The sequence below is a fragment of the Paraburkholderia hospita genome, assembly GCF_002902965.1.
GTDB classification, from domain to species: Bacteria; Pseudomonadota; Gammaproteobacteria; order Burkholderiales; family Burkholderiaceae; genus Paraburkholderia; species Paraburkholderia hospita.
The window spans coordinates 607,974-630,616 of the sequence record NZ_CP026108.1; the positions used below are offsets into that span (position 1 = coordinate 607,974).

11 protein-coding genes and 4 pseudogenes are annotated in these 22,643 nt (G+C 59.2%); 6 read left to right on the top strand and 9 right to left on the bottom strand.

The genetic code is table 11. The features are described 5' to 3' along the window. Nucleotides 1-1,569 precede the first annotated feature (1,569 nt). Together C2L64_RS47180 and C2L64_RS47185 are read right to left on the bottom strand one after the other, a co-directional pair. The gene (locus tag C2L64_RS47180) at nucleotides 1,570-3,180 is read right to left on the bottom strand and encodes a S10 family peptidase (RefSeq protein WP_103154152.1); all 1,611 of its coding nucleotides are present in this window, start codon (nucleotides 3,178-3,180) and stop codon (nucleotides 1,570-1,572) included. Between the two features lie 478 nt (nucleotides 3,181-3,658). After that, nucleotides 3,659-3,844, bottom strand: a pseudogene (locus tag C2L64_RS47185) (IS6 family transposase); the annotation flags it as partial. An 831-nt stretch (nucleotides 3,845-4,675) separates the two neighbouring features. On the opposite strand from C2L64_RS47185, the gene C2L64_RS47190 reads away from it, so the two are divergent. Further along, a complete protein-coding gene (locus tag C2L64_RS47190; RefSeq protein ID WP_103154153.1) occupies nucleotides 4,676-5,755 on the top strand; it encodes a phosphorylase family protein in 1,080 nt (359 codons plus the stop codon). 479 nt (nucleotides 5,756-6,234) lie between these two features. Beyond that, on the top strand, nucleotides 6,235-7,851 hold the full coding sequence (locus C2L64_RS47195) for a S53 family peptidase (protein ID WP_208648317.1): 1,617 nt from the start codon (nucleotides 6,235-6,237) through the stop codon (nucleotides 7,849-7,851). Between the two features lie 714 nt (nucleotides 7,852-8,565). On the opposite strand, the pseudogene C2L64_RS47200 reads toward C2L64_RS47195, so the two are convergent. Continuing rightward, nucleotides 8,566-8,859: pseudogene (locus tag C2L64_RS47200) on the bottom strand (integrase core domain-containing protein); the annotation flags it as partial. Nucleotides 8,860-8,924: 65 nt separating this feature from the next. Between C2L64_RS47200 and C2L64_RS47205 the strand changes: the two are divergent. Continuing rightward, the gene (locus tag C2L64_RS47205) at nucleotides 8,925-10,277 is read left to right on the top strand and encodes an IS30 family transposase (RefSeq protein WP_103154380.1); all 1,353 of its coding nucleotides are present in this window, start codon (nucleotides 8,925-8,927) and stop codon (nucleotides 10,275-10,277) included. A gap of 31 nt (nucleotides 10,278-10,308) precedes the next feature. Here the strand turns inward: C2L64_RS47205 and C2L64_RS47210 are convergent. Beyond that, a pseudogene (locus C2L64_RS47210) lies at nucleotides 10,309-11,203 on the bottom strand (IS3-like element ISBxe2 family transposase); the annotation flags it as partial. Nucleotides 11,204-11,652: 449 nt separating this feature from the next. On the opposite strand from C2L64_RS47210, the gene C2L64_RS47215 reads away from it, so the two are divergent. The 3 genes from C2L64_RS47215 to C2L64_RS47225 all read left to right on the top strand — a co-directional run bounded on the left by C2L64_RS47215 (nucleotide 11,653) and on the right by C2L64_RS47225 (nucleotide 14,367). Beyond that, a complete protein-coding gene (locus C2L64_RS47215; protein WP_158660626.1) occupies nucleotides 11,653-12,882 on the top strand; it encodes a tetratricopeptide repeat protein in 1,230 nt (409 codons plus the stop codon). Between the two features lie 124 nt (nucleotides 12,883-13,006). After that, nucleotides 13,007-13,315: a hypothetical protein gene (locus C2L64_RS47220; RefSeq protein ID WP_158660627.1), complete on the top strand. Its 309-nt coding sequence runs from the start codon at nucleotides 13,007-13,009 to the stop codon at nucleotides 13,313-13,315. 779 nt (nucleotides 13,316-14,094) lie between these two features. Continuing rightward, complete coding sequence (locus C2L64_RS47225) at nucleotides 14,095-14,367, top strand: hypothetical protein (RefSeq protein ID WP_103154156.1); 273 nt, start codon at nucleotides 14,095-14,097, stop codon at nucleotides 14,365-14,367. Between the two features lie 119 nt (nucleotides 14,368-14,486). On the opposite strand, the gene C2L64_RS47230 is transcribed toward C2L64_RS47225, so the two are convergent. From C2L64_RS47230 to chrA, 5 genes and pseudogenes are all read right to left on the bottom strand, one after another. Continuing rightward, nucleotides 14,487-16,730, bottom strand: coding sequence for a S8 family serine peptidase (locus C2L64_RS47230; RefSeq protein ID WP_103154157.1), 2,244 nt, complete (start codon nucleotides 16,728-16,730; stop codon nucleotides 14,487-14,489). Nucleotides 16,731-16,761: 31 nt separating this feature from the next. Next, nucleotides 16,762-18,039, bottom strand: coding sequence for a phosphatase PAP2 family protein (locus tag C2L64_RS47235; protein WP_103154158.1), 1,278 nt, complete (start codon nucleotides 18,037-18,039; stop codon nucleotides 16,762-16,764). A gap of 47 nt (nucleotides 18,040-18,086) precedes the next feature. Next, nucleotides 18,087-19,871 (bottom strand): adenylate/guanylate cyclase domain-containing protein, encoded by a 1,785-nt coding sequence (locus C2L64_RS47240; RefSeq protein WP_103154159.1) that lies wholly within the window; start codon nucleotides 19,869-19,871, stop codon nucleotides 18,087-18,089. 331 nt (nucleotides 19,872-20,202) lie between these two features. Further along, on the bottom strand, nucleotides 20,203-21,249 hold the full coding sequence (locus tag C2L64_RS47245) for a LuxR C-terminal-related transcriptional regulator (RefSeq protein ID WP_103154381.1): 1,047 nt from the start codon (nucleotides 21,247-21,249) through the stop codon (nucleotides 20,203-20,205). A gap of 151 nt (nucleotides 21,250-21,400) precedes the next feature. After that, a pseudogene (gene chrA, locus C2L64_RS47250) lies at nucleotides 21,401-22,638 on the bottom strand (chromate efflux transporter). Nucleotides 22,639-22,643: the final 5 nt, after the last annotated feature.

A 22,643-nucleotide genomic window follows, 5' to 3' on the forward strand; every position in this document is an offset into this window, starting at 1 on the left:
CGTGCACTTGATCGGGCGGAGTCTCCGTCGTCGTCGCGTGCATAACTGATCTCCAAATCCTCACCACTTTTGATGGATCTGGCTAGAATGCGAGGCTACCCATGTTGGGCTGATGCAAACATCGATACAACGTTCATTCACTTAATTGGATATCGAGTGCGTGAATGTCGCGAAGTATAGGAGAACATCTGTCGTTTCCAAGTCGTTTTTTTGATGTACCGTTCGTCGAACGGATATCGATCTGACATGTCCGCTACGAGTAGTCAGTACGATGTTATTTCCGTGGCTTGACAATGGCCGCAACACGTCAGTCTGCATACCATCGTGCAGCGTGCTGAAGAAAATAAGGTTCAAGGCGGAGAAACTGTCGCCTCCGCTCGCTATCAATCAAGAAACAATGTGATCGCAGCGCCCGCATTATGTCCCCGCTACACCTTCGCCCGGAATGATTTAAATAAGCCCAAACAGCACCGCGCGTCAAATCGCCACCCAAGCCACTCGATATCTGACGGACAACCTCGAATCGCTGCACACGTAAAGGTAAACGGTTGGCGTCGATCAAATTGGAAACGAGACGATATATCCTCCAACTGCATCCGTCAAAACGTCGCCCTCTCTTCGTTGACTCGCACGGCTTCGACAACAAGGCAGGCCTTCTGATGCAGACGGCGTCCTCCGATACAGTGTGGACTCAGATAATTGGCCACGACCGACCGTGTTACTTGAGACTCCAGCACGGTTTCAGAAAACTAAACGAACCGCTTAAGGTATGCTTAAATTCATGCGATTTCTCTATTCGGACAATGCCTTTCTTTGACGAGCGGCACCACTTATTTCTTGAGGAACATAGGCTTCAGTGTCCCAATGTCATCACCCTATAATGGTGCGCTATCCTCCACCGCTGCTCAGACTCGTTGATGCAATTGGGCCGCTCGGTGCCTCTGCTACTGTCACGCGACGATTGACGTTCGCGAATCCATGCGACGTAAAGTTGAAGCGGATCCGTCCTGCAACAAGCAGAGAATTGAAATCCTGTTCACTGTCAACCGTGACGCAGTAGGGCGGTACAGCACATTGAGGCTTTCGCCGTGGAAAATCACCATGATTGTCTCGCACTTGCCATGTTTTCCTCCTCACGGATGATGATGCAAGTCACGAAGTCGCCACAGGCGATGCAGATCACACAGACGATGCAGGTGACGGTGCAGGCGTGGTCGACGACAGGGTTGCCCTGATCGCATCCGGTAGAGCCTGCCCATCCGGCGTGCCCCATCCCGATACCGCGTCGTATCCGGGACCGGCGATAACCGCCTACACTCGCCCATCTTGCTCTCGGTCGACGAGAGGACATCGACAAGGTGACGCAGGTTCCCGCTCGCGTGCGCGTAATTGAAGAGCTTGACACCTGCTCGCGCCTGAGCTTCAGCGTCACTTCAATGACGCCATGCGCAATGGCCTGCGCCAGTTCTTTTGCGCCAGGCATGACGCGCCTCACTGCCGATCAGCTTGCGATACGATACGTTCACGATTGCCTCACTCGGCGATTCTGCTGAATGGTTTGTGAAAGGCTCAGTACGGCGTGCGGCTCGAACGTTTGCGATATTTGACGGCGCCAGATATGGCCTTCTGCTCAGGTTTGATTGCTGCCTTGATCGCCTCAACATGCGCTTCCGCATTTCCGTAAAAGGTCGAGAGATCCGCCTTCATCGCCGTGCGCGACGCATTATCGAGATAGACCATATGGCCCGATGGATAATTTTTTGCAGTCAGATTGCTCTGGATCTGCGCGCTATCGAGCGGCATCGTCTGGAAATTGATCAGGGTCTGGAAAAACGGTGTCACCGCATCGTAATAACCGTTTGCGGAAAACACCCTCAGGTAAGGATTGACGGCCATCGCAGCGGCCAGATCTCCGGCGGTATAGAGACTCCCGCCACCGCCCCTTTCCGCGCCCGTAGGATCGACGTGGCTGAAGTTCCAGTTTGCGAAAGCCTGGTCATTCAGGTCCATGAAAGGCGAAATGGATGTGTATTGCAACTCGTCGTTGAGGTATACGTTCCACATTGCTGTGTAGACGCCGCTCACGGCTGCCATCGTGGGGTCGTTGCCGCCGGAGTCGGGTGAAATAAACTCGGCAATGCCAGTGTCTTCGCCCGTCACGCGGCCGTCATATGCGCCGACAGCCAACCCTTCGTCCAGCAGCAGACTCGTCAGGAACGCCGAGCCATTTCCCATTGACGGATTGAGCTGCCAGTACTTCAGGACCTCGGGCGGAATGCCGAGCATGTCACTCATCTGTTTGAGGACGTCCGGTGCGACATTGGGGAAGGCGTTGAACGCCTCAACATAGGACCCCGTCGCAAATGCCTCCACCTGCTCCATGAAGCCGGGCAGATCCGCTGGAGCGGGCGACACGGCGACTTTCTTGTGGAACCAGGCATCGGCTGCAAAGGTCGGCAGGAGCCCGATCGGGTTGCTCGCCTGCGAGTAATCGAGAATCGACGATTGCAGGACAATACCGTTCAGATCAACGCCATCCTCGTGTAGCATCCAGGTGAGCACACAGGTACGCGGTGTTCCATATGATTCTCCAAACAGATATTTCGGAGAATTCCACCGGTTAAAGGCGGTCAGATAACGCTTGATGAACTGCTTGATACAGGCTGCGTCTTCATCCACGCCCCAGAAATCCTTGTTGGTATGAGGCTCGATCGCCGTCGAGTAGCCCGTGCCAACCGGATCGATAAACACCAGGTCAGTGAGATCAAGCAGACTGTCCGGGTTGTCTTCGAGCGTATAAGGCGCCGGTGGCGTGAAGTCCGGCATACTCGTTTTGATCCGCCTCGGTCCGAAAGAACCCAACAGCAGAAAAACCGACGACGAACCAGGGCCGCCGTTATAGAAAAATGTCACCGGTCGGGTCGATGGCGTCGCATCGTCGGCCGTGAATGACACGTAGAATAGCTTTGCGCCTGAGCGTGAACTGTACGTATCGGTCGTGACAAGGTGACCAGCTCGCGCCGTATAGGCGATTGATTTTCCGTTGATATTCAGTGTGTGGTGAGTAATCGCGGCATCTTCATGGGCTTCGCTGATGGAATCGTCCGGGCCGTAACCGTAAGGGGTCGTGTCGGCAAGGGGTTGATCGGGGGGAACTTCCTTCTTTGCAGTTGTGCTCATCGCAGATCTCCATACTTATTGCCGGACGCGTCCGCTGTCGGCCTGGAGCGGAAAAAGCAACGCCCGAACGCGTACCAGGCTGCCGACATGGTCACGTCGAAAACCGTCTTGTGCGTCATCCGTGACACGACGTGCGGTGAGCGATGCGAAGGGTTCTCACCCTGATCGCGATGATCCGTGATTCGCCGTTGCGACGCTGCCGGTGACGTACACGTCGCGGCGATCGGGATTCAGTTTATTGAAGGTGTTTTACTTTGTGGATGTCGCGAAGTATAGGAGAGCGTCCCTCGATTCCAAGAGAATTTCGTCAATCTGTGTACTTCATCGTGCAGACAGATAAGGTTCCATACTGCCAGTGAACGTAAGCGAAACAGTGCTCACGCGAGTTGCAGTTTTCGCGTTGACTATTGCCTACCGTTGTGGGGTCACTTGATCCGCTTTGTCAAGTTGGCGAGCGTGCGAAATGGACGCGATACACGAAGCCTGCGCCGAACTTTTCGCACCATCGGCGGATCGTCTCGTAGGTCACGGTCACACCGCGCTCAAACAGCAACTCCTCAATGTCCCGCAGACTCAGGTTGAACCGGAAATGCGAGCGCACCGCGCAGCTGATCACGACAGCGGCGAAACGGTCACCGTGATAGAGCGATTTTGTCTTTTTCATCGCGCCATCTTACGCGACTGCGCCGTCAACGTGACAATGCCGTGCCGAGCAATGTTTGTGACACCGTCTCTTAGTTTAATCGCGCCTGGCTCCCACCCTTCCAAAAGCGTTGCGCGGAGGAATTCAGAATCGAAAGGGTAAAAGGAATTTTCGTCAAACAAACCTGAAGAGATTCTGAAGATGACGTGTACCGTTCTGCGAATTGAAAGACGCTACCTGTCTCGGAAAGCTGTATGTCTCAATCTGGCAGACTGCGCCGATCTCAAAGAACCGATTCCAGAGTAGGCGCGGAGGTGCGGCAACGGCCGCCCCATACCACTCGAGCCAGTGAGCGATTGTGTCCGCAGCAGCATCCACTTGCCCTCGGGAAAGGCGTGCGACACGTCGAGTACCGTCGAGCGGCAGTTGCCGCGAACCTTGACGTCGGCAATCGGATTCGCCATCAAAGGGGGAAGTTCTTTTTGCACGTGGCGCTTCAATTGAGAATATCTCTCAACCTTCAAAAATCATCGCGCGGAGAACCTTAGAATAAAAAGCCATTAAATATGAAAAGCTCTACAGTCGTTTCGGTTATTTAAACAGCGGAACTTCTAGCTGAACTGCTACCGCAACTATGTGCGGCAGCACTCACTTCTATGCCTCCGACGCGCGATACATGACCTATAACGGATTTCAAAGCTCCAAAAGCGTGCGCGCCGTGGACGAAACCGACACATTTCGTCGGGTTGAGATGTCTAGCACGTGCTTTCTCTAAGTAGGTTTTCGTTAAAAGTTCTACTCATAGCTCTCACATATGAATGAGAGCATCCGAACAAGATAGAGGGCCACACGATGAACTCCAGCTTCGACGTCGATGACGTCATCCTTAATTTTGACCCGGCGTCGCCGCACGCACGTTTTCAGGCCACGACAATGGCTGAACCGTCCGAAGCGCTACCGCGTCCGATTCCATGGCCCGAGGGAACCGCACCAACGCCGGCGCCTCTTCACGCCTCCCCTGATGAAGCCGACGACTTGACACGCTTTCATGGTTATGATGCCGTCGTGGTCACGTGGACGGCCGCTGAAGCAACTGCACTTGCGACGCTTTTCACCCCGGAGTTCCCGACATCTGCATGGTACGAGTACCGGCATGACGTCGAGTCGTACATTCCACTCGTTACCGGCGTAAAAGCTCCGTTCAACAGCAATGGAGCTGAAATGGCCCGCTATCGTCACAGCCTTGGATTGTATTTTCCTTGTAAGATCGGCGACGCTCGTGTATTGCTTTTCAAGTCAGGGCTTCACCTCGACTACGACGGACCGGCAACGCCGGTGAGACGCCTAATGGAGGAGATCGCCCAGGCAATCAAGCCGAGACTCTTCATCACAACGGGGACGGCCGGCGCAATCGGAAGCGACGTGCGGCTTGGCGATGTCGTTATCGCTGCAAAGGCTCGGTTCGATTGCAGATCGCAGTTTTCGCGGGAACAATGGGCCAATAGCAGCTATCAGGCTGCAGTCCTGCCCGAGGGAGCACTTGCGGCAATCACGCCCGCGCTCACGTCCGTCAACGCGGCCCCCATCGTAGGTGCGAGGAGTTCGCCGCAGGTTTTTGCGACCTCTTTTACGACCGTCGTCACCACTGACTTCTTTGCTTTCGACGACTCGACAAACCACTACGAACTAAATGGGCTCGGCCTAGCCTGCGAGATGGGCGATGCCATGGTCGCCTATGCTCTCCAGTCGATGCCAGACATTCGCTGGTATTCGATACGCAACGCTTCCGATCCGCAGATCCCGAATCCGACGAATCAGATCGAACAGGCAAAGCACGTGGCTGCGTCCATCTATATGAAATATGGTGCGCTCACAACCGCTGCCAGCGCGATAGCGACGTGGGCTGTCATTCACGCCGGTGCAAATCGATAGCTGTATCCTCGTTCTATGTAGGAGCGAGTCGTATTGATTTACGAGTTGGCTCGGGCGGACCGTTTGTCAAGAATTCCACATGTGCTCAGCTCATGCCCTCACGGTTCTGCCGCTGCGAGCGCCCTCCCAAGCGCGAGCAGTATACGTGGCGAAGCCTTGATGTCGTGACCACTTCGTGTTCTTTCCAGACAAAGCGGACCCTCAGTAAGAGCCCGGAGGTCAAAACGCGGCCCATGGCAATTGGTTTGGTTAGCTACTCGACGGTCGCTTACTGATTTTCGAGGTCGAGCTCATGTAAAAATTTATGGGATTTATTCCGTGAAGATCGGGGGCTTCTGGTTCCGCTGTGACAGGTGAATAAATGTCACAAGCTTGCCGTGCAAGTTGTTTCCATCCTACCCAGTCTGGTTGTAGGGGACCGGCGCCTTGAGTCATTCCAGGACGCAATAGCCCAGACATCCTTTTACGGAGATAGCATCATGAATCGAAAACTGTTCCACGACAGTGTTGCGGCACTGCCCTCTCAGCCTGGTCCAACGCCAAATGCTCTCAAGGTTAATGCGAGGAGTCCGTCGCACGACAGTGACGAAATGAAAGTCACCTTCGCGTTAGGAATCGACGATAGCCTGCGTCAGGAACTGGAGTCTCGAGTGGCGAACGGCGACGTTGTTCCTGTTAGTGAACTGAACTCGAAATACGCAGTGCCTGAGTCGGAAATAGATCCGTTGGTCGCATACTTGAAGTCTGAAGGGTTCAAGATCGATGAAGTGTCGAACGATCGCACACGCGTCGTGACGCATGCCACCGTCAAGCAGATCGAAAATAGCCTGCAAGTCAATATGGTTCGGGTTACCAGAGATGGAATCACCTACACGGTTGCAAAAGACGCACCGAGTTTGCCATCCGATGTTTCGACCGGCGTCCATGCGATTCTCGGCTTACAACCCTGCTTCCACGCCCATAAGCATTTCCGACGTATCACACCAACGAATCGATTTGAACCTACAGATCCACAAAGCAACACCGGCGAGCCGACAAGCGCCCCGAATGTTGCCAATTCACCGCCCTATCTCGTTAGTGAGATTCTTGCGGCTTACAACGCCGATGGACTAAACCTCACGGGAAAAGGACAGGTCATTGCAATCCTCATCGACACATTCCCAGCCGATACCGACTTGCAGAAATTCTGGCAACGTAACGGTCTTTCGACTTCCATCAACCAGGTAACCAAAATCAACGTCAACGGAGCAACCCTGCCACCTACCGAAGGCGAGGAAACGCTTGACGCGCAGTGGACCAGCGGAATTGCGCCCGACGCGCAGATTCGTATCTATGCCAGCGGCACATTGCAGTTTGCCGATCTGGATCGCGCACTCGACCGGATTTTGGCTGATGTGGCAGAGCTCCCGAGTATGCGGCAACTCTCTATAAGCCTTGGGCTGGGCGAAACCTTCATGCAACAAGGTATCGTTCGAAGCCAACACCAGCGATTCCTCAGGCTTGCGGCGGCGGGTGTAAACGTCTTCGTTTCCACTGGTGATGCTGGTTCAAATCCAGACTCTACCGGACACGCCTCAGATGGGCCGCTGCAGGCTGAATTTGCATCGTCCGATCCCTGTGTGATCGGCGTCGGCGGAACAACACTCATTCTCGCTTCCGATGGTTCCGTAAGCCGCGAAACGGGATGGCCAGATGGCGGTGGCGGAAAGAGCATCCTGTTTGGACGCCCGTCCTGGCAAAAGGGAGACGGCGTCCCTGCCGGCACAAACCGTCTGGTCCCCGACGTCAGCGTCACTGCGGATCCGAATGCGGGCGCATTGGTCATCCTGCACGGGAAAGCGCACCAGATTGGCGGGACTAGCTGGAGCGCCCCGGTATGGACGGGATTCTGCGCGTTGATCAACGAGGCACGAGAAAATGCAGCGAAACCGTTTCTTCCGTTTCTTAATCCATTGATCTATCCGCTGGGCAACACCCCCTGTTTCCGAGACATTGTTTCGGGAAGTAACGGTGCCTATAGCGCCGCGGAAGGATACGATATGGTCACCGGGTTGGGCGTCCCAGATATTAAAGCTCTTGTTCAGGCTCTTACGTAACGAAGGACATCGGCGCATGTACCGGGTTTGGCCCCAGCGGGACATTTAGTCAGGAGCTTTACCATCCTCAGTTCCAGGCTACGAATGGGTCTTGAACTGTCACCAGGCGCTACCGACTTTTGCGAGGTAGCGCTTGTCCTTTAAGACTCGCCCCGGAAGTGTTCATCTCGGGAATAGGCTGAAGTCGAGGCGACAAAAACCAGAGGACCTTCGTCCTATCGATACACCGCTTCTAGTTTCTTGGGCGTGGAGGCAAGTACGGCAACGAACGTTTCCTAACATCCTCACAATGTTGGTGTCCACTCATGCGGTACGGGCAAGTTAGCTGCTCAGGTTGTACAGAACTTTCGATCAGAAGGTTCAAATGCCGTCCCAACAGATCCGATAAGCCCAACCGTGAGTGAAAGTTCGGAGTTGCCAACCAACCGGCGAGCTGTCGGCGGCCGAGAGACGTCCTCAACTTATCGCTATGAAAAAACCATCTTTCTTCAATGGCCACCCCGAGGCGCTGAACCGTAGACTCGCTTACTTATCCGTTATGTACCATTCTCAACGGCTTGGCAAAAAATTCAAACGTATGCGTCCGCTACGATGCGTTAGACCACCGCCTCATAATCTTCAACTTGGCACAAGATTCTTGCAATTCAAGAAATTCTGAGAGATAGGACGCTCAGTAACCTTGCCCCTGTTTGACGAATCCCATAGCCACGGAAATCAGGCCGCTTCGCCTCGCTGAACTGCGGCCCAGTTTTTCTCGAACGTCATGGGGCTGACGTAGTTGAGCGTCGAGTGTAGGCGCCGCGCATTGTAAAAGCCGAGCCAATCAATCACTTCATCCATTGCGGCACGCCGCGTGGCGAAGTGCCGCCCATGCATACGTGCGACCTTTAGCGAACCCCATAGACTTTCAGTTGGCGCGTTATCCCAACAATCGCCGCGCCGGCTCATTGACGAACGCATGCCATAGGCCTTCAACGTGTCCTGAAACAGGCCGCTGCAATACTGGGCGGATTCAACTGGTCGTCGCAACACCTTTGATCGAGGAGGTGTTTATGGGACGACCAGCGGGGTGGATGCGTAAGTTGACAGGACGAGCAGCGATGCGCTCGCCAGGTGCGCCGTCGCATCGGCGTGAGATCGAGCGGCGATTTTGGGAGCAAATCGCGACAGGGATTACAAGTGAGAGTGCTGCAGAGGCGGTTGGCGTGTCGCAAGCGGTAGGCACTCGCTGGTTCCGTCATAATGGCGGCATGCCACTTTTCATGTCGAAGCCATTATCCGGGAGGTACTTGTCGTTCGCGGAGCGAGAAGAGATTGGGCTACTTTCGTTCCAAGGCGTTGGAGTACGCGAGATCGCTCGCCGTATCGGACGCAGCCCGTCAACGGTCTCCCGTGAACTGACACGTAACGCTGCAACTCGTAGCGGCCAGCTTGAGTATCGGGCTTCGGTTGCGCAGTGGAAGGCGGAACTGGTTGCCAAAAGACCCAAACCGTCGAAACTGGTGACTAACCCACGGCTGCACCACTACGTGCAAGACCGTCTGGAGGGCAAGGTTCGCGACGCTGATGGCCGTGAGATTACTGGGCCTCGGCAAGCGCCGTTCAAAGGGAGAAACAAACCGCATCGAAGTGACCGTAAATGGGTCAATGGTTGGTCGCCCGAACAGATTTCCAACCGGCTGCAGACCGACTTCCCGGATGACGAATCCATGCGCATCTCTCACGAAGCCATTTACCAGGCTCTCTATATCCAGGGCCGAGGTGCTCTCAAGCGCGAGCTTGTCAGCTGTCTTCGCACAGGGCGGGCGTTGCGCGTACCGAGGGCCAGGGCACAAGCCAAGGCCTGGGCGCACGTTAGCGAGGATGTGATGATCTCTAGCCGGCCTGCAGAAGTGCAGGATCGTGCTGTGCCGGGGCATTGGGAGGGTGATCTGATCATTGGTCTGAACCGATCTGCTATTGGAACGCTGGTGGAGAGGTCAAGCCGTTTCACCATGCTCGTACACCTGCCTCGGGAGAAAGGCTATGGGTTGACTCCCCGGACGAAGAACGGCCCCGCGCTGGCGGGATACGGAGCTGTCACGATGGCCAATGCGCTCAAGAATACCGTGACCGATATGCCTGCCCAGTTGTGGCGGTCATTGACTTGGGATCGTGGCAAGGAACTATCCGATCACGCCCGATTCACCGTCGAGTCCGGGGTAAAGGTATTCTTCGCCGACCCGCACAGTCCATGGCAGCGTGGCACGAACGAGAACACGAACGGCCTTCTGCGACAATACTTTCCAAAGGGCACAGACCTATCCAGGTGGAGCGCTCGAGAGATCCAGTCCGTTGCCAATGCACTGAATACTAGGCCCCGGAAAACGCTTGGTTGGAAGACACCTGCCGAAGCTCTGGATGAGTATCTAAAATCTGTTCAATAGTCTAGTGTTGCGACGACCGGTTGAATCCGCCCTGGCTGCCCCTGTCGCTATGCACGATTACGCCGGCTTCAGGGCGGCGTCGGAACCACGCCATGCGCAATGCGTCCGTGACCAGTTCAGCCTTCATGTGCGGCTGCATCGACCAGCCCACCACCTGCCGGCTGAACAGGTCGATGATGACCGCGAGGTACACCCAGCCCTCGGCTGTCGCCAGATACGTGATGTCGGTCGTCCAGACCTGGTTCGGTGCAGTTGCAGTGAAATTGCGCTCCAGCAGATTTGGCGCAACCGGCAAATCGTGGTTCGAGTTTGTCGTCGCGATGTACTTGCGCTTGTGCCGGGCTCGAATGCCATGCTGCGCCATCAGCTTGCGCACCCGCTCTTTGCCCACGCGCACGCCATGCGTGAGCAGTTCCTTCCACATGCGCGGCCAGCCGTATTCGCCCCTGACCTGCGTGTGAATCGTCTTGATGTGCGCAAGCAGTGCGTCGTCACTCACGCGGCCTCGGTGCGGCTTGGCCTGCGCGGTGCGTTGCCTGCGCTGATGATATCCGCTGGGACTGACTTCCAGCACTTCACATAGCACCGAGACCGGCCAGTGGTGTCGATTGCGCTCGATGAACGCGTACTTCACATCGACTCCTTGGCGAAGTACGCGGCTGCTTTTTTTAAATATCTCGCTCCATCTTCAGGCGAGCCACTTCGGCACGCAGCCGCGCCAGCTCCATCTGCTCCGGACTCACAGGCTTCGTGCCGGCTCCCGTCAGCTTGCCTTCCCGGTCAGCCTTCACCCAGTTGTACAGCGTCTGTTCAACCACTCTCAGTGTCGCCGCCACCGCCGCCATGCTTTGCCCGGCTTTGACCAGTCGCACCGCTTCCAGCTTGAACTCGAGCGTGTACTGCGCTCGCTTTGCCTTGCTTGTCATCGTTCTTCTCCTTGCTTGAGTTTACCTGCTCAGCAAGGGATTCGTTTTTCCGGGGCAAGCTCACAGAGTTGATCAGACGAAAGGTGGAAGTCGCGTACGGCCGCGAGGTTCGGCGGCGTTCTTGCTACGTACGGTCTTGCAGAATGCCTGATAGCGACATGTCTATAGCGACGCTATCACTTCCGACATATTGCATGCACAAACATGCACGCTATATCGTTCTTACGGGACCAACGGCAACTGCATTCGAGGGGCGCGCCATGGAAACTACTATGCGGCGACCGAGAAATATATCCAGGCGCGAAGTGCACCCAGCAAGAACCAGCGGTATCCAGTATAAGCATTACGCCGTCCACACGAAAATACCGGCATGGATTCGGAAGTGGTTGGGACTGGTCGGTCGAGCGCCGAAGGAAACGGGACCTTATGTCGTAGCCTGGCTAATACTGATGCTTGCTATCCCGTTCTGCGTTTTGGTGCTGCAAGATACTTTGACTCGACAGGTGCGGGTGCCGCCCGTCGTTGTCCCACAGTCTTTTCTCCAGCGCGGCTACACATCCGAGATGCTTTCCGATCGGATCCTATCGGCAATGCGCAAGATCAGCACCGAATCGGAGCTGATCCCTCACGACGCCGACATCGGCGACGGCGCAAAATCCGACTTCAAAATTCCAGGCGAAGAGATGTCGTATGCGTCGGTCGTTGATTTTCTAAAAAAGGTCTTCGGAAGAGAAGACGTACTTGTACACATCAGCATCGCAAAACTTAACGACGGCCTTGAACCACACATCGCCCACATCAGGATTGAACATGGTCAGTTCGATGGAATTTCCAGCGATGTTCATCAATCCGGCCAGAATCTCGACGACTTTGTAAATGCCGTAGCAACCAAGGCCATGCAACTTGTGGAACCTATTGAACTTGCAAACCATGAAGCCACGGCCATACAAAAAACTCAATGCTCGCCTAGAAAGTGCAATTACGGCAAGGTCGAAGCGATCTATGAAGACGTGCTCGCGAGACCCGGTTCACCGCAACGCCAATGGGCTCTGGCTGGGAAAGGCTGGTTACTTATTACGCAAAACCGATCCACGGAGGCCGAACGGCAAATCCGTGATGCGATTTCGGAGTACCCTCATTCTGCAATCTTGAGAGCCACTCTCGGGATAGCGCTTGAACAGCAACATCGGATAGACGACGCGCTTTCGGAGCTAATAGCCGGCACCCACGAGAAGTCAAGAACGGCCGAAAATGAACGTCTACTTGGCGACGTCTTCCTGCATGCAACTCGTTACGACGACGCGCTTGCCGCTTTCGAACGCGCGGATCGCATGCGCCCCCATGATCCGAATACGCTCCACGACTATGGGGAGGCCCTCGTCAAGGCCGGTCGGTACGACGAGGCAGTCAAGAAGTTGACTCATGCCGTTCGCATTCGCCCTGATCTCGCGCCATCATACGCAGAATTAGGTCGTGCCCTGGAACACAAAGGCGATTTCCATGGTGCGGCCACGATGTATGCGCAGGCTCTTAAACGAGACACCGGCTCTCTCGATCAAAGAGAGACCAGGATGGCCTCCTGGGAACCGAAGGATTGGACGATGCATCCAGTAAAGACCCGGCGCGTGACTCTTGATGTGACAGAACCCCGCTTATCCGACGTCGCCCTTCAATTCTGACCAGATACCCCGTCGAAACGAATGTTTGATGGGGTAGTCGTCCTTTTCGTGCAAAATCTGGCGGTAGTATCGCGCAGAGCCGCTTGCAGCAAGGCACTGCGTGTCGGCGACTACCGAGCAAACCATGATTGTTAAAGTCATTGATCAGTATGGGTTTTCAGGATCAAAGCGCCAGATTTTGCACGAAAAGGACGACTACCCCTATCACAAGGGGCTACCGATCAGCAGCAGCATTGCCGAGTCCGCGGTAAACCTAGTGGTCAGCCATCGCATGGCGAAGAAGCGACAAATGCGATGGACGGACGAGGGAGCGCACTGTCTGGCGCAGGTCAGAGTTGCTGTCCTCAACGAAGAATTCTCGGTTAAGAAACTCGCCGGGTTGACCAATACCTCTGTAGCTGCGAACTCGCCGAATGCGCGCCGGGCGGCGTGAATCGACCTCCCACAGTTTGATTCACTCTCTTTGACAACATTGCATTCCTCTTGTTCGTCGGCAAATGTATTCAACAGGGTCACAGACAGTGCGACAAAGGCCGTCGCGATCTGAAACAGTCTGGTCCGAGCATTTCGAGAAGTTGGAAAGGGCATGATATTTTCCCCTGCGAATTGGTTCTGGCCGCGATCTAGCAATGCGTATCAAGGGGTAGTCGTCCTTTTCGTGCAAAATCTGGCGCTTTGATCCTGAAAACCCATACTGATCAATGACTTTAACAATCATGGTTTGCTCGGTAGTCGCCGACACGCAGTGCCTTGCTGCAAGCGGCTCTGCGCGATACTACCGCCAGATTTTGCCCGAAAAGGACGACTACCCCGTCACGAGATCGGCCAATGCGGCCTGATCCTTTCCAGTGATGCGTGCATGAAAACGGGACATGTTTGTTCTCCTGTGACGCGGGCGGGGCCCTATGGTCGGGAACGGCGCAAGCGCCCACCATTTCAATCGCCATACGGCGCGCGCCGCCGCCCGACGCGTCTATCACCAAAGTCATATAGGCCGCATTGCACCCGGCATCCATACTGCCTTCATGCGGCGCTCACGCGAGCGTCACAATTCACGTGTCAACGAAGTCAATCCTGTCCTCCGCAGATCCTGCTGGTTGCTCACGTCTACAGGTCAGGGTGCATGCCCGTTGCAACGCGACGCGGCGCACGCTGTTCTTCTCGGTCCGGCGCAACCGGATAATGCGCCGTTATGTTCGTAAGGAGCTTCAAATGAAGACGGTGCTCATCCTCTGTGGCGGCGCGCTCTGCCTGTCGGCGTGGCAAGCCTATGCGCAAGAAGCCACCACAACCAACGTGTCGTCGACCGCGACACCCGAAACCGTAATCAATTCTGAAGGGCCGGGCATGTCGACGACGTCGATGTCGGGCGGCACGGCCATGCCGCGCGGCAAGACGCGCGCCGAGGTCTATCAGGATCTCGTGCGCTCGCAACGAGACGGCGAAGCGGATCGCCTGCAAGAACTGTTCAAGGGCGGCAACTGAAGTCGGCGCGCGCGTCGCCGTCTGAGCGGCCGGCGAAGGCGACGACCCACGTCGGCTGCGGACCGAGGGCCCGTCCGCAACGGCGGCCCCTTTCCGCATTCAACGCTCGCGCATTCACGCTACAGCCCGACGCCGCGCTTTTTCCATCGCGGCGAAGGAAAGCGCCCCGCGCCGCCGCGCGGGGCGGGCAGCGCGGGCACCCACGCATGCTGTCCCAGCGGCACGACAGGCGGCTTCGCCGTGCCGGGGCAGGTGCCGATCTGATTCGCCATCAACCCGGCGGGTGCCGGATCTTCCGCCTGCGCCCGCTTCCCGACCCAGTCGCGGACCGAATACGGCGGCATCGCAAGCGGGGTGACGGGCAACGCATTGCCCAGCACCTTCGCGCACGCGAGCAACCGCGCGACCTGCGGCGCAGCCGCGCTCGTTCCCGAGATCGCCAGCAGCGAGCCGCTGCGTGTGCTCGCGCCCAGCACGCCCGCGCACGCGGGCGAATCCTCGCTGATAGCCGTTGCATCCGGACCGTCCCGCACCGTCGTTCGAAGCGAGGGCCCCGTCGACGAATACGTTGCCGCCGTGCCGTCCGTGCGCCGATACGCACCGATCACCACGGTGCTGTCGCCCGTCGCAATCGAATTGAGCGTGCTGCTGCGTCTGATCCATGACACGGGCTTGACGTCGTCGAAGTCCCGCACATGCATGCCGCCGACAAAGCGTTTGTAGCGCGGATCGTCGAAACGCGACTGGCGTCCACGCATGGGAAAACCGTAGGCCGTTTCGTTGCGCTGGACCCATGCGTGGATTTCGAGCGAGCCATTCGCCGGCGCATCGTTCGACACCGTCACGGTCCAGTTGCCCGCAGGCGCCGCGATGCGCGCGGGCTGACGGGTGATGGTCGGCGCGAGCGCGATCAGGATCATGCTGCGTTGCCCCGTTGCGACCCGGTCGAGATACACCGCCGTGCACAGCACATTGGCGCCGCTTTGCCAGACATGGAGCGTCTTCACGGAGATCACGGGGCTGAGGTCGCCCGAAGGCGTGCTGATCCGCACCGTCACCGTCGACGGGTTCACGTTCTCCGGCAGCCATATCTCCAGAAAGCTGGGCGTTGCGCAGTCCGGCAGTGCACGCCATGTGAGGTCTTGCGGCGCGCCGTTGATCAGATCGACACGCGCATGGCAACGCAGCACGTTGCTGTTCCCCGCAGGCACGACGACGGCCAGATCGGGATGCAGCGCGATCAGCTGGTCGATGGCTCGTTCGATCACAGAGCTGCCGTCGTGCGGTCCCGCCATGTAGCCGTAGCTCAGATTCAGCACGACGCAATACGTTGCGCCGTTCGCGAGGTCGTCGGCGCGGCGCAGGATATAGCGCATCGCGTCGAGCGCGTGCACGGCGAACCAGCGCCCCGACGTGTCGCGCACGGTGCGCCCCGCCGTCCTGAACTGCACGCCGATCAGCCTCACTTTCCCGAGTGCTTCGCGCTGTTCGCGCGCGGATGCTGGCAGAGTCGCGGCATGCAGCGGATTGGGCCGCAAGCCGCCGGCGAGATCCATCACTTCCGTGCCGTGCGCCCAGCGCTTGCGCACGTTGATGTAGCCCGCCTGCGCGTAGACGGTGTCTTCATCGACCTGTCCCGGCTGCGTGCAGCGCGCCAGCAGCGTGTCGATATCGGCCTTCGCCAGTTCGCGTCCGTAGTGCAGGCCGGGCGGCGTGCCCGCTGCGTCGTCCTGATTCCAGAAGTAATCGATTCGCGTTGTCGACGGCTCGCCGGTGGATCGAAAGCGTTCATGCGCGAACGCAAGGCCATCGTCCATCACGCCGAGAAACACCATTTGAGGCGCACCGGCGTTCGCGCCGGCAGCAGAAGACGAGGCAGCAGGCCCGAACACAGGCCCCGTGCCCGCCGCGAGTTGCGCCGCGCCCGGCGAGGCTGCATCGATCAGATCATCGGGCACCACAGGCATACCGAGTTCGAAGCGCTTCACGAAGCCCTTGAGCGTCGTATCGAGTTCGCTGAAGAACTGCTTCTTCACGGCAGCCGTCAGAAAGCCGGTCTGTTCAAGCGCAGCGGGCGGATAGCGATAGATCGACGAAACGCGTATCCACGCCTGCCATCCCGCGTTGGCACCTTCGAGACTCTGCGCGAACGACTGCGCAGTCAGCGGTGAACCATCCGGCGCGTTCTCTTCGAGCTCGATGATCACGCGCAGCCAGCCTGCGGGCGGTCCGCCCAGATCGGCGAACCCAGTCGCATCGGCCCACGTGAGATACGGGTCTGCGCTCGCCGTATCCGCGGCGCGCCCCGTCCAGTCGACTCCGCTCCACGCGCCGCTTGCGCCCGTCAACGATTGCCACGTCATCGCGCACCTCGCTCGAACAGGGTCCGTGACCTTACTTCGGGAACGTCGTATTCACGAGGCCGTTGCCGTTCCACTCACCCTCGGCCTGATTCCAGAGCCACGACAGGATGTCCGATCCGTCCACGGCCTTCGCGGCGGGAGGATCCCACGCGAGAAACGGAAACTTCGCTTTCACGGTGGCCTGATCGTTCGGGTCGTTCGCATTCAGCCCCAACGATGTTGCATATGCCTTGACGTCATCGTCGCTCAATGGCTCGTGATAATCGAAATCGGGATTGGCCGCCACGGTAACGAGATAGCCTTTGAATGAGAGCGGCGTGATCGTGCCGTCGCTTCGCGTGCTCATCGCGTCAAGCGGCGGCGCCGGCTTCTTGATGTTGCGTGTGCAGCGCGCGACGAAGTATTCGCCAAGCGCCGTGCCGAGCACGTGTCCGGCAATGCTGTCGACAGGAAAGTGCACGCCCGCCACGGTGCGATTGACCGCGACGCGGTACGCCTGCCGCATCGCCTGCTGGTAGTACACGGAACCGGGCTTCTGATTGAACAGCGCGCACAGCACCACGGCGATGATGAACGCCTGGGTCGAATGCCCGCTCGGCAACGAGCCGTGCCCCGGCGTCTGGAGCATCGGCTGTATCTGCGACGAGTATTCGATCGGCCGCGCTGCCGCGATCGCGTGCTTGAAGCGGATTTCGGTGAAGATCGCGAAACGCACGGCCGTGTCGAGCAGTTCGATGGTTTTCGGCGTGCGGCTCGGCTGCAGATAGATCAGCATGCTCCAGAACGCGTGCTGCGATCCGAGTTGGCAGAGTATCTCGGCCATGCGGTCGTCGCGCAGGTCCGAATAGAAGTCCAGCCATTCGGCCTGCTGTTCGAAGACTGCCTGCGTCGGACGGCTCAGGCTGACGATCTTGACGTCGCTGGCGCCTGACGTCGAAGGCCGGTGCCAGAGCTGCGCATACTGGCCTGGCGTCCCCACGTTGTGTGTGGAGAAGCGCAGGTTCGACAGCAGTTCGAAATCGAACGCTGTCGCGCGCACCCAGGGTTCCCAGCGCCACAATTGCCGATAGTCGTCGAAATCCTGGAAGTTCTGTTGATCGAACTTGAGCGTGACGTCCTCAGGCGTTCGCCAGCTGCCGACAATGCCGTCACGATGACCGATCTGTGCCTCCGCGAAAAGCGGTCCGTCGCACGGTATGCCGCTGCCGCCCTGATCATAGACGCCGCCGGCTCCGCCTCCGCCCGGCCCTCCCGCTCCGCCTGCTCCCCCTGCTCCGCCCGCGCCTCCTGCACCGCCCAGTCCGCTCACGATAGGCCTCCTCTGTCAGCCATCACGCACCGCATTGACGCCTTCTTCTATGCAGGCAGCCCTGCCTGCCGCAATGCTTCCGACCAGGTCTTCCCCGTCTCGTACGCACCGCTCGGCGAGCGTTCGAGATAGTTCCTGACCGTCAGCGACGGCTCGAGCGCAAGTACCTCGGTGACGGTCAACCGCGCCGCCTCGAGGTCGCCGAGCAGCGATTGCGCGATCGCCAGCGCGCGCAATGTCGATGTATTGGTGCGGTTCACCCGCAGCGAGCGCTGCGCGAGCTCGACCGCGCGTTCGTAGCGCCCCGCCGACAACGCCGCCGTCGCGCCCAGCGATTCATAGAAGTAGCGCAACGGATCGAGCGGCGACAGACGCAGCGCGCGCTCGGTCGCATCGACGGCCTGGCCGCCCTCGCCTTCGAATGCGAGCAGCGTGCCTTTGAGCAGCCATGCAAGCGAATCGTTCGGATTCACCTCGAGCGCGCGCTCGTAGCGCTGCTGCCCGACGTCGAGCTGCTTGAGCAGGTTGGTGTGCACGAAGCCGTCGATGGTCAGCGCGAGCGAGCAGTCAGGATCGGCGTCGAGCGCGCGGCGCGTGCAGTCGAGCGCGGCCTGCGCCTGGGCCGCGCGGTCGTCCGTCCAGCCGCGGTTGAAGCGCAGCACATGCCATTTGCCGAGCCACGCATGCGGCACCGCCTGGCGGCGCGCGCGCTCGATCAGCGCTTCGAGCATGTCGCGCGCGCGATGAAAGTCATGCGAAACGCCGCGATGCATCAGCACGATCGCGCTCATCAGCAGCGTCGAGCTCGCGAGCGACGGCAGCGCCTGCGAGCGCGCGCGCTGCAATTCGCGGTCGATGATCGCGCCGCTCACTTCGGCGACGACGCGGTCGATCAGCTCATCTTCTCCGAGCATGATGTGCGTCGCGCGGCCCTTGATACTCTGCGTCCACAGGATATGGCGCGACCGTGCTTCCGCCAGTTCCACCACCAGCATGACCTGATCGCCCCACGTGCGATACGCGCCCGACAGCACGTAGCGCGCACCGAGAAACGCGCTGATTTCGTCGAGCGTCGCGCCGCGCTCGCGAAACGCCGTGGTCGACAGGCGCGAGATCACCTGCAGTTCGGCCGTGCGCGACAGCGACGAAATGATCTCGTCCGCCATCACTTCGCCGAGCACCTGTTGCTCGGCTTCCCCGCCGCGCGCCGCAAAGGGAATCACGGCGATGGTCGGCCGCAATTGCGGCAGAAACGCGCTGCCGCGCTCGATCACGGGACGCGGGCCCGGCGGCCCGATCCGATACGCGCGCACCGGCTGCTCGAAATGCTTCAGATGACATTCGCCGAGATCTTCGATGTCCGCATCGAGTTCGGGCGTCAACTGGTCGCGCACCTGCGCGGACACGACGATCTCGCCCGGCCCGGCGAGCGAGTAAAGCCGCGCGGCCAGACTGACGCCAAGGCCGTAGACATCGCGCTCGTCTTCGTAAAGCCCGGTGACGTGCAGGCCCATGCGCAGCAGCATGTGCCGCGCGGGCGGCTGTCCCGCGTTCGCATCGACCGACGCGCGCTGGATCGCGAAGGTCGCCGCAAGCGCATCGCGCAACTCGACGAACGTGACCATCAGGCCATCGCCTTCCGTTCTGATGAGGCGGCCGTGATGGGTCGGCACGATGTCGTTCTCGATGCGCGCCTTGTATCTGCGCCACCGTCCCGCTGCTTCCACCTCGTTGTCCTGGATCAGCCGGCACGACTCCACCAGGTCCATGAACAGAACCGTGCGCACGACACGCGCGAGCCCATCGGATGAGCAGGAAGAGTCTGCAATCACGTTTCTTCAAGCCTTTAAAGCACACTGGAATCGGCTCGCGACCCGCAAAGCCGCATCAGCGATCGTTGACAACGCATCGCAATGCAGCGGCCCCGCACACGAATGCAACGCTGCGCGCGGCTGGTCGAAGTTCGGATGGCCCGCATGTCGCGCCGGCCGCGGCGGAACGCGCGCCCGGCGGTTCTATTCGACGTGCGATTGATGTGTGTTATAGGTCAAAAAATGCCGTTTAAGACGGCCTTTTTTCTTGCATTGGACTTGCGCCGTTCAAACCAGGAAACGCCGCACGCTTATTGATATCGCGTATGTAAATAAACCGCTGCGAACGAAACTAGTTTTTCGCGCGCTGGTTGTCCGCTTCGAGCCGCCGCGTAATGAGGTGAATCAGATAGGTCGCGAATTCCGGGTCCTGATAGTAGAGGCGCATCGCATCCGTTGCCGAGACTGTCAGCAATTCGCAATCGCTCAGGCAGCGCGCCGTGCAGGTGCGCCGATGATCCGGCGAAAAAAGTCCGATCTCGCCGAGTATTGTGCCCTGGCCGACTTCGATGTTGATCTCGAGAAGACGGACCGTGCCGCGCACGACGTAATACAGCGCGTCGCTCGGATCGTTCTTGCGGAACAGCACTTCGTCTGCCTTGAAGCGCGTCGGCATCGTGAACGCGAGCAGCCTGCCGACCGAAAGCTGACCGTCCAGCGCGTGATGCAATTGCGCATCGCCGATCTGCTGCAAGCGCGCGGCGGCCACGCTCGCCTGCCCGCGGCTGCCGACCTTCAACGCTTTATAGACGGTATAGAGATGCACCTTCACGGTGCCTTCCGTGATGTTCAACTGCTTCGCAATTGACTTGTTCGTTTCGCCGCGCGCGGCAAGCGCGAGCACCTGAATCTGGCGCGCCGTGAGGACATGCGGCTTTGCATCGGCGGACCCATCGGGCGCGGACGCTTCATCAACGCTTGACGTGCTCGAGGGCATCTCGGGCGGGAGCGCTTCCAGCACGAGCGGCGCGGAGGCGGGATAGCGGCTGCCTGCCAGCAGCAGGCGCAGCGCATCCAGCAGCGCCCGGCCTGATTCCAGTTTGCCGAGATGCCCCGCGACGCCCGCCGACACGAACTGCTCGACGGTTTGCGGATCGACGGCCGTCAGCAGCACGAGCACGGGCAGTCCCGCGGTCAGTCGCTGCGATGCCGTCGCCACGCTGAGCGCATCCGGCAGATAGTCGCCGTCGAGCACGATCAGATCGGGGGACTGCCCATGCTCGAACGCGTTCGACGCATAGTCCACGCATCGTACTTCGGCCCGCTCGCCGAGATCGGCAAGAAGACGCGCGACGCCATCGCGAAAGAGACCTGTGGGAGCGACGAACAGAATCAGCATGGGCGTCTGCTCCTTTGCGGTTGAGCGACGGTCCGTGCGCTGCGCGTCGCGGCGTGCGTCTGCCCATTGGTATGAATAAAGCACGCGGGTGCATCGCTAACCGTTATAGCCCACGCGACGGGATGCGTGTTGCGCAGCGCGCGGTTGCGTTTCAGTGCAGAAAGGTCTCGGCCATTCCCGCCGCCGCGCACAGCAGCACGATGAACAACGGCCGGACGCGCCAGCGTGTGAGCAGCAACAGCGCAATCACGGCGACGGCGAAGTCCGTGGCCGAGAGCACGGCGCTCGTCCAGACAGGCGCATGGAACGCGCTCGCCAGCAAGCCGACGACGGCCGCGTTCGCGCCCGCGAGCAGCGCCGCCATCGTGGGACGCGTGCGCAGCGCCTGCCAGTGCGGCAGCACGGCGATCACGAGCAGCAGGCCCGGAAGAAAGATGCCCAGGGCCGCGCACAGTGCGCCGATCCAATGATGCCCAGGCGCGCTCATGATCCAGCCCAGGTACGACGCGAACGTGAAGAGCGGACCGGGGACAGCCTGCGCCGCGCCATAGCCCGCGAGAAAGTCGTTTGCCGATATCCAGCCGTTCGCGACGGTTGCCTGCTGCAGCAGCGGCAGCACCACATGGCCGCCGCCGAACACGAGCGCGCCGCAACGGTAGAACACGTCGAACAGCTTGAGCGCCCACGCGGCAGGAAGAAGCGCTTCCAGCGCGGGCAGCCCCACCAGCAGCGCGCAGAACAGCGCGAGCGCGCTGCCGCTCGCCGCGCGCGGCAGCGTGAACGCATGCGTGCCGTGCGATGCGCCGCTTGCATTGGCTGACGCAGGCGTTCGGCAAAAAGCGAGTCCAAGCAGCGCGCCGCCGCCGATCACGATGATCTGCGCGTACACGGTATCGAGCACACTCAGCACGGCGAGCGCCGCGAGCGCGATGGCGGCGCGCGGACCGTCGGAACACAGGCGTCGCGCCATGTCCCAGATGGCCTGTGCGACGACCGCGACGGCCACGAGTTTCAGCCCATGCACGAGGCCCTCGCCGAGCGCGTTGTTCAGCAAACCGGCGAGGCTCGCATAGCCCATCATCAGCAGCACCGACGGCAGCGTGAAGCCGAGCCATGCCGCCGCGCCGCCCCGCCATCCCGCGCGCAGCAAGCCGATCGAAACCCCACCTGGCTGCTTGCCGGTCCTGGCAGAAACTGGCAGAGCGCGAACAGATCGGTGAACGTCGCGTCGTCGAGCCAGCGCCGGCGCTCGACGAACTCGCGGCGAAAGTAACCGATATGCGCAATCGGTCCGCCAAAGCAGATGCAGCCCAGTTGCAGGAAGACGCACAGCACTTCGAATGCGCTGCCTGCACGCGTCTCGCGACGCGACGTGCTTTCACTTTCCATAGGGG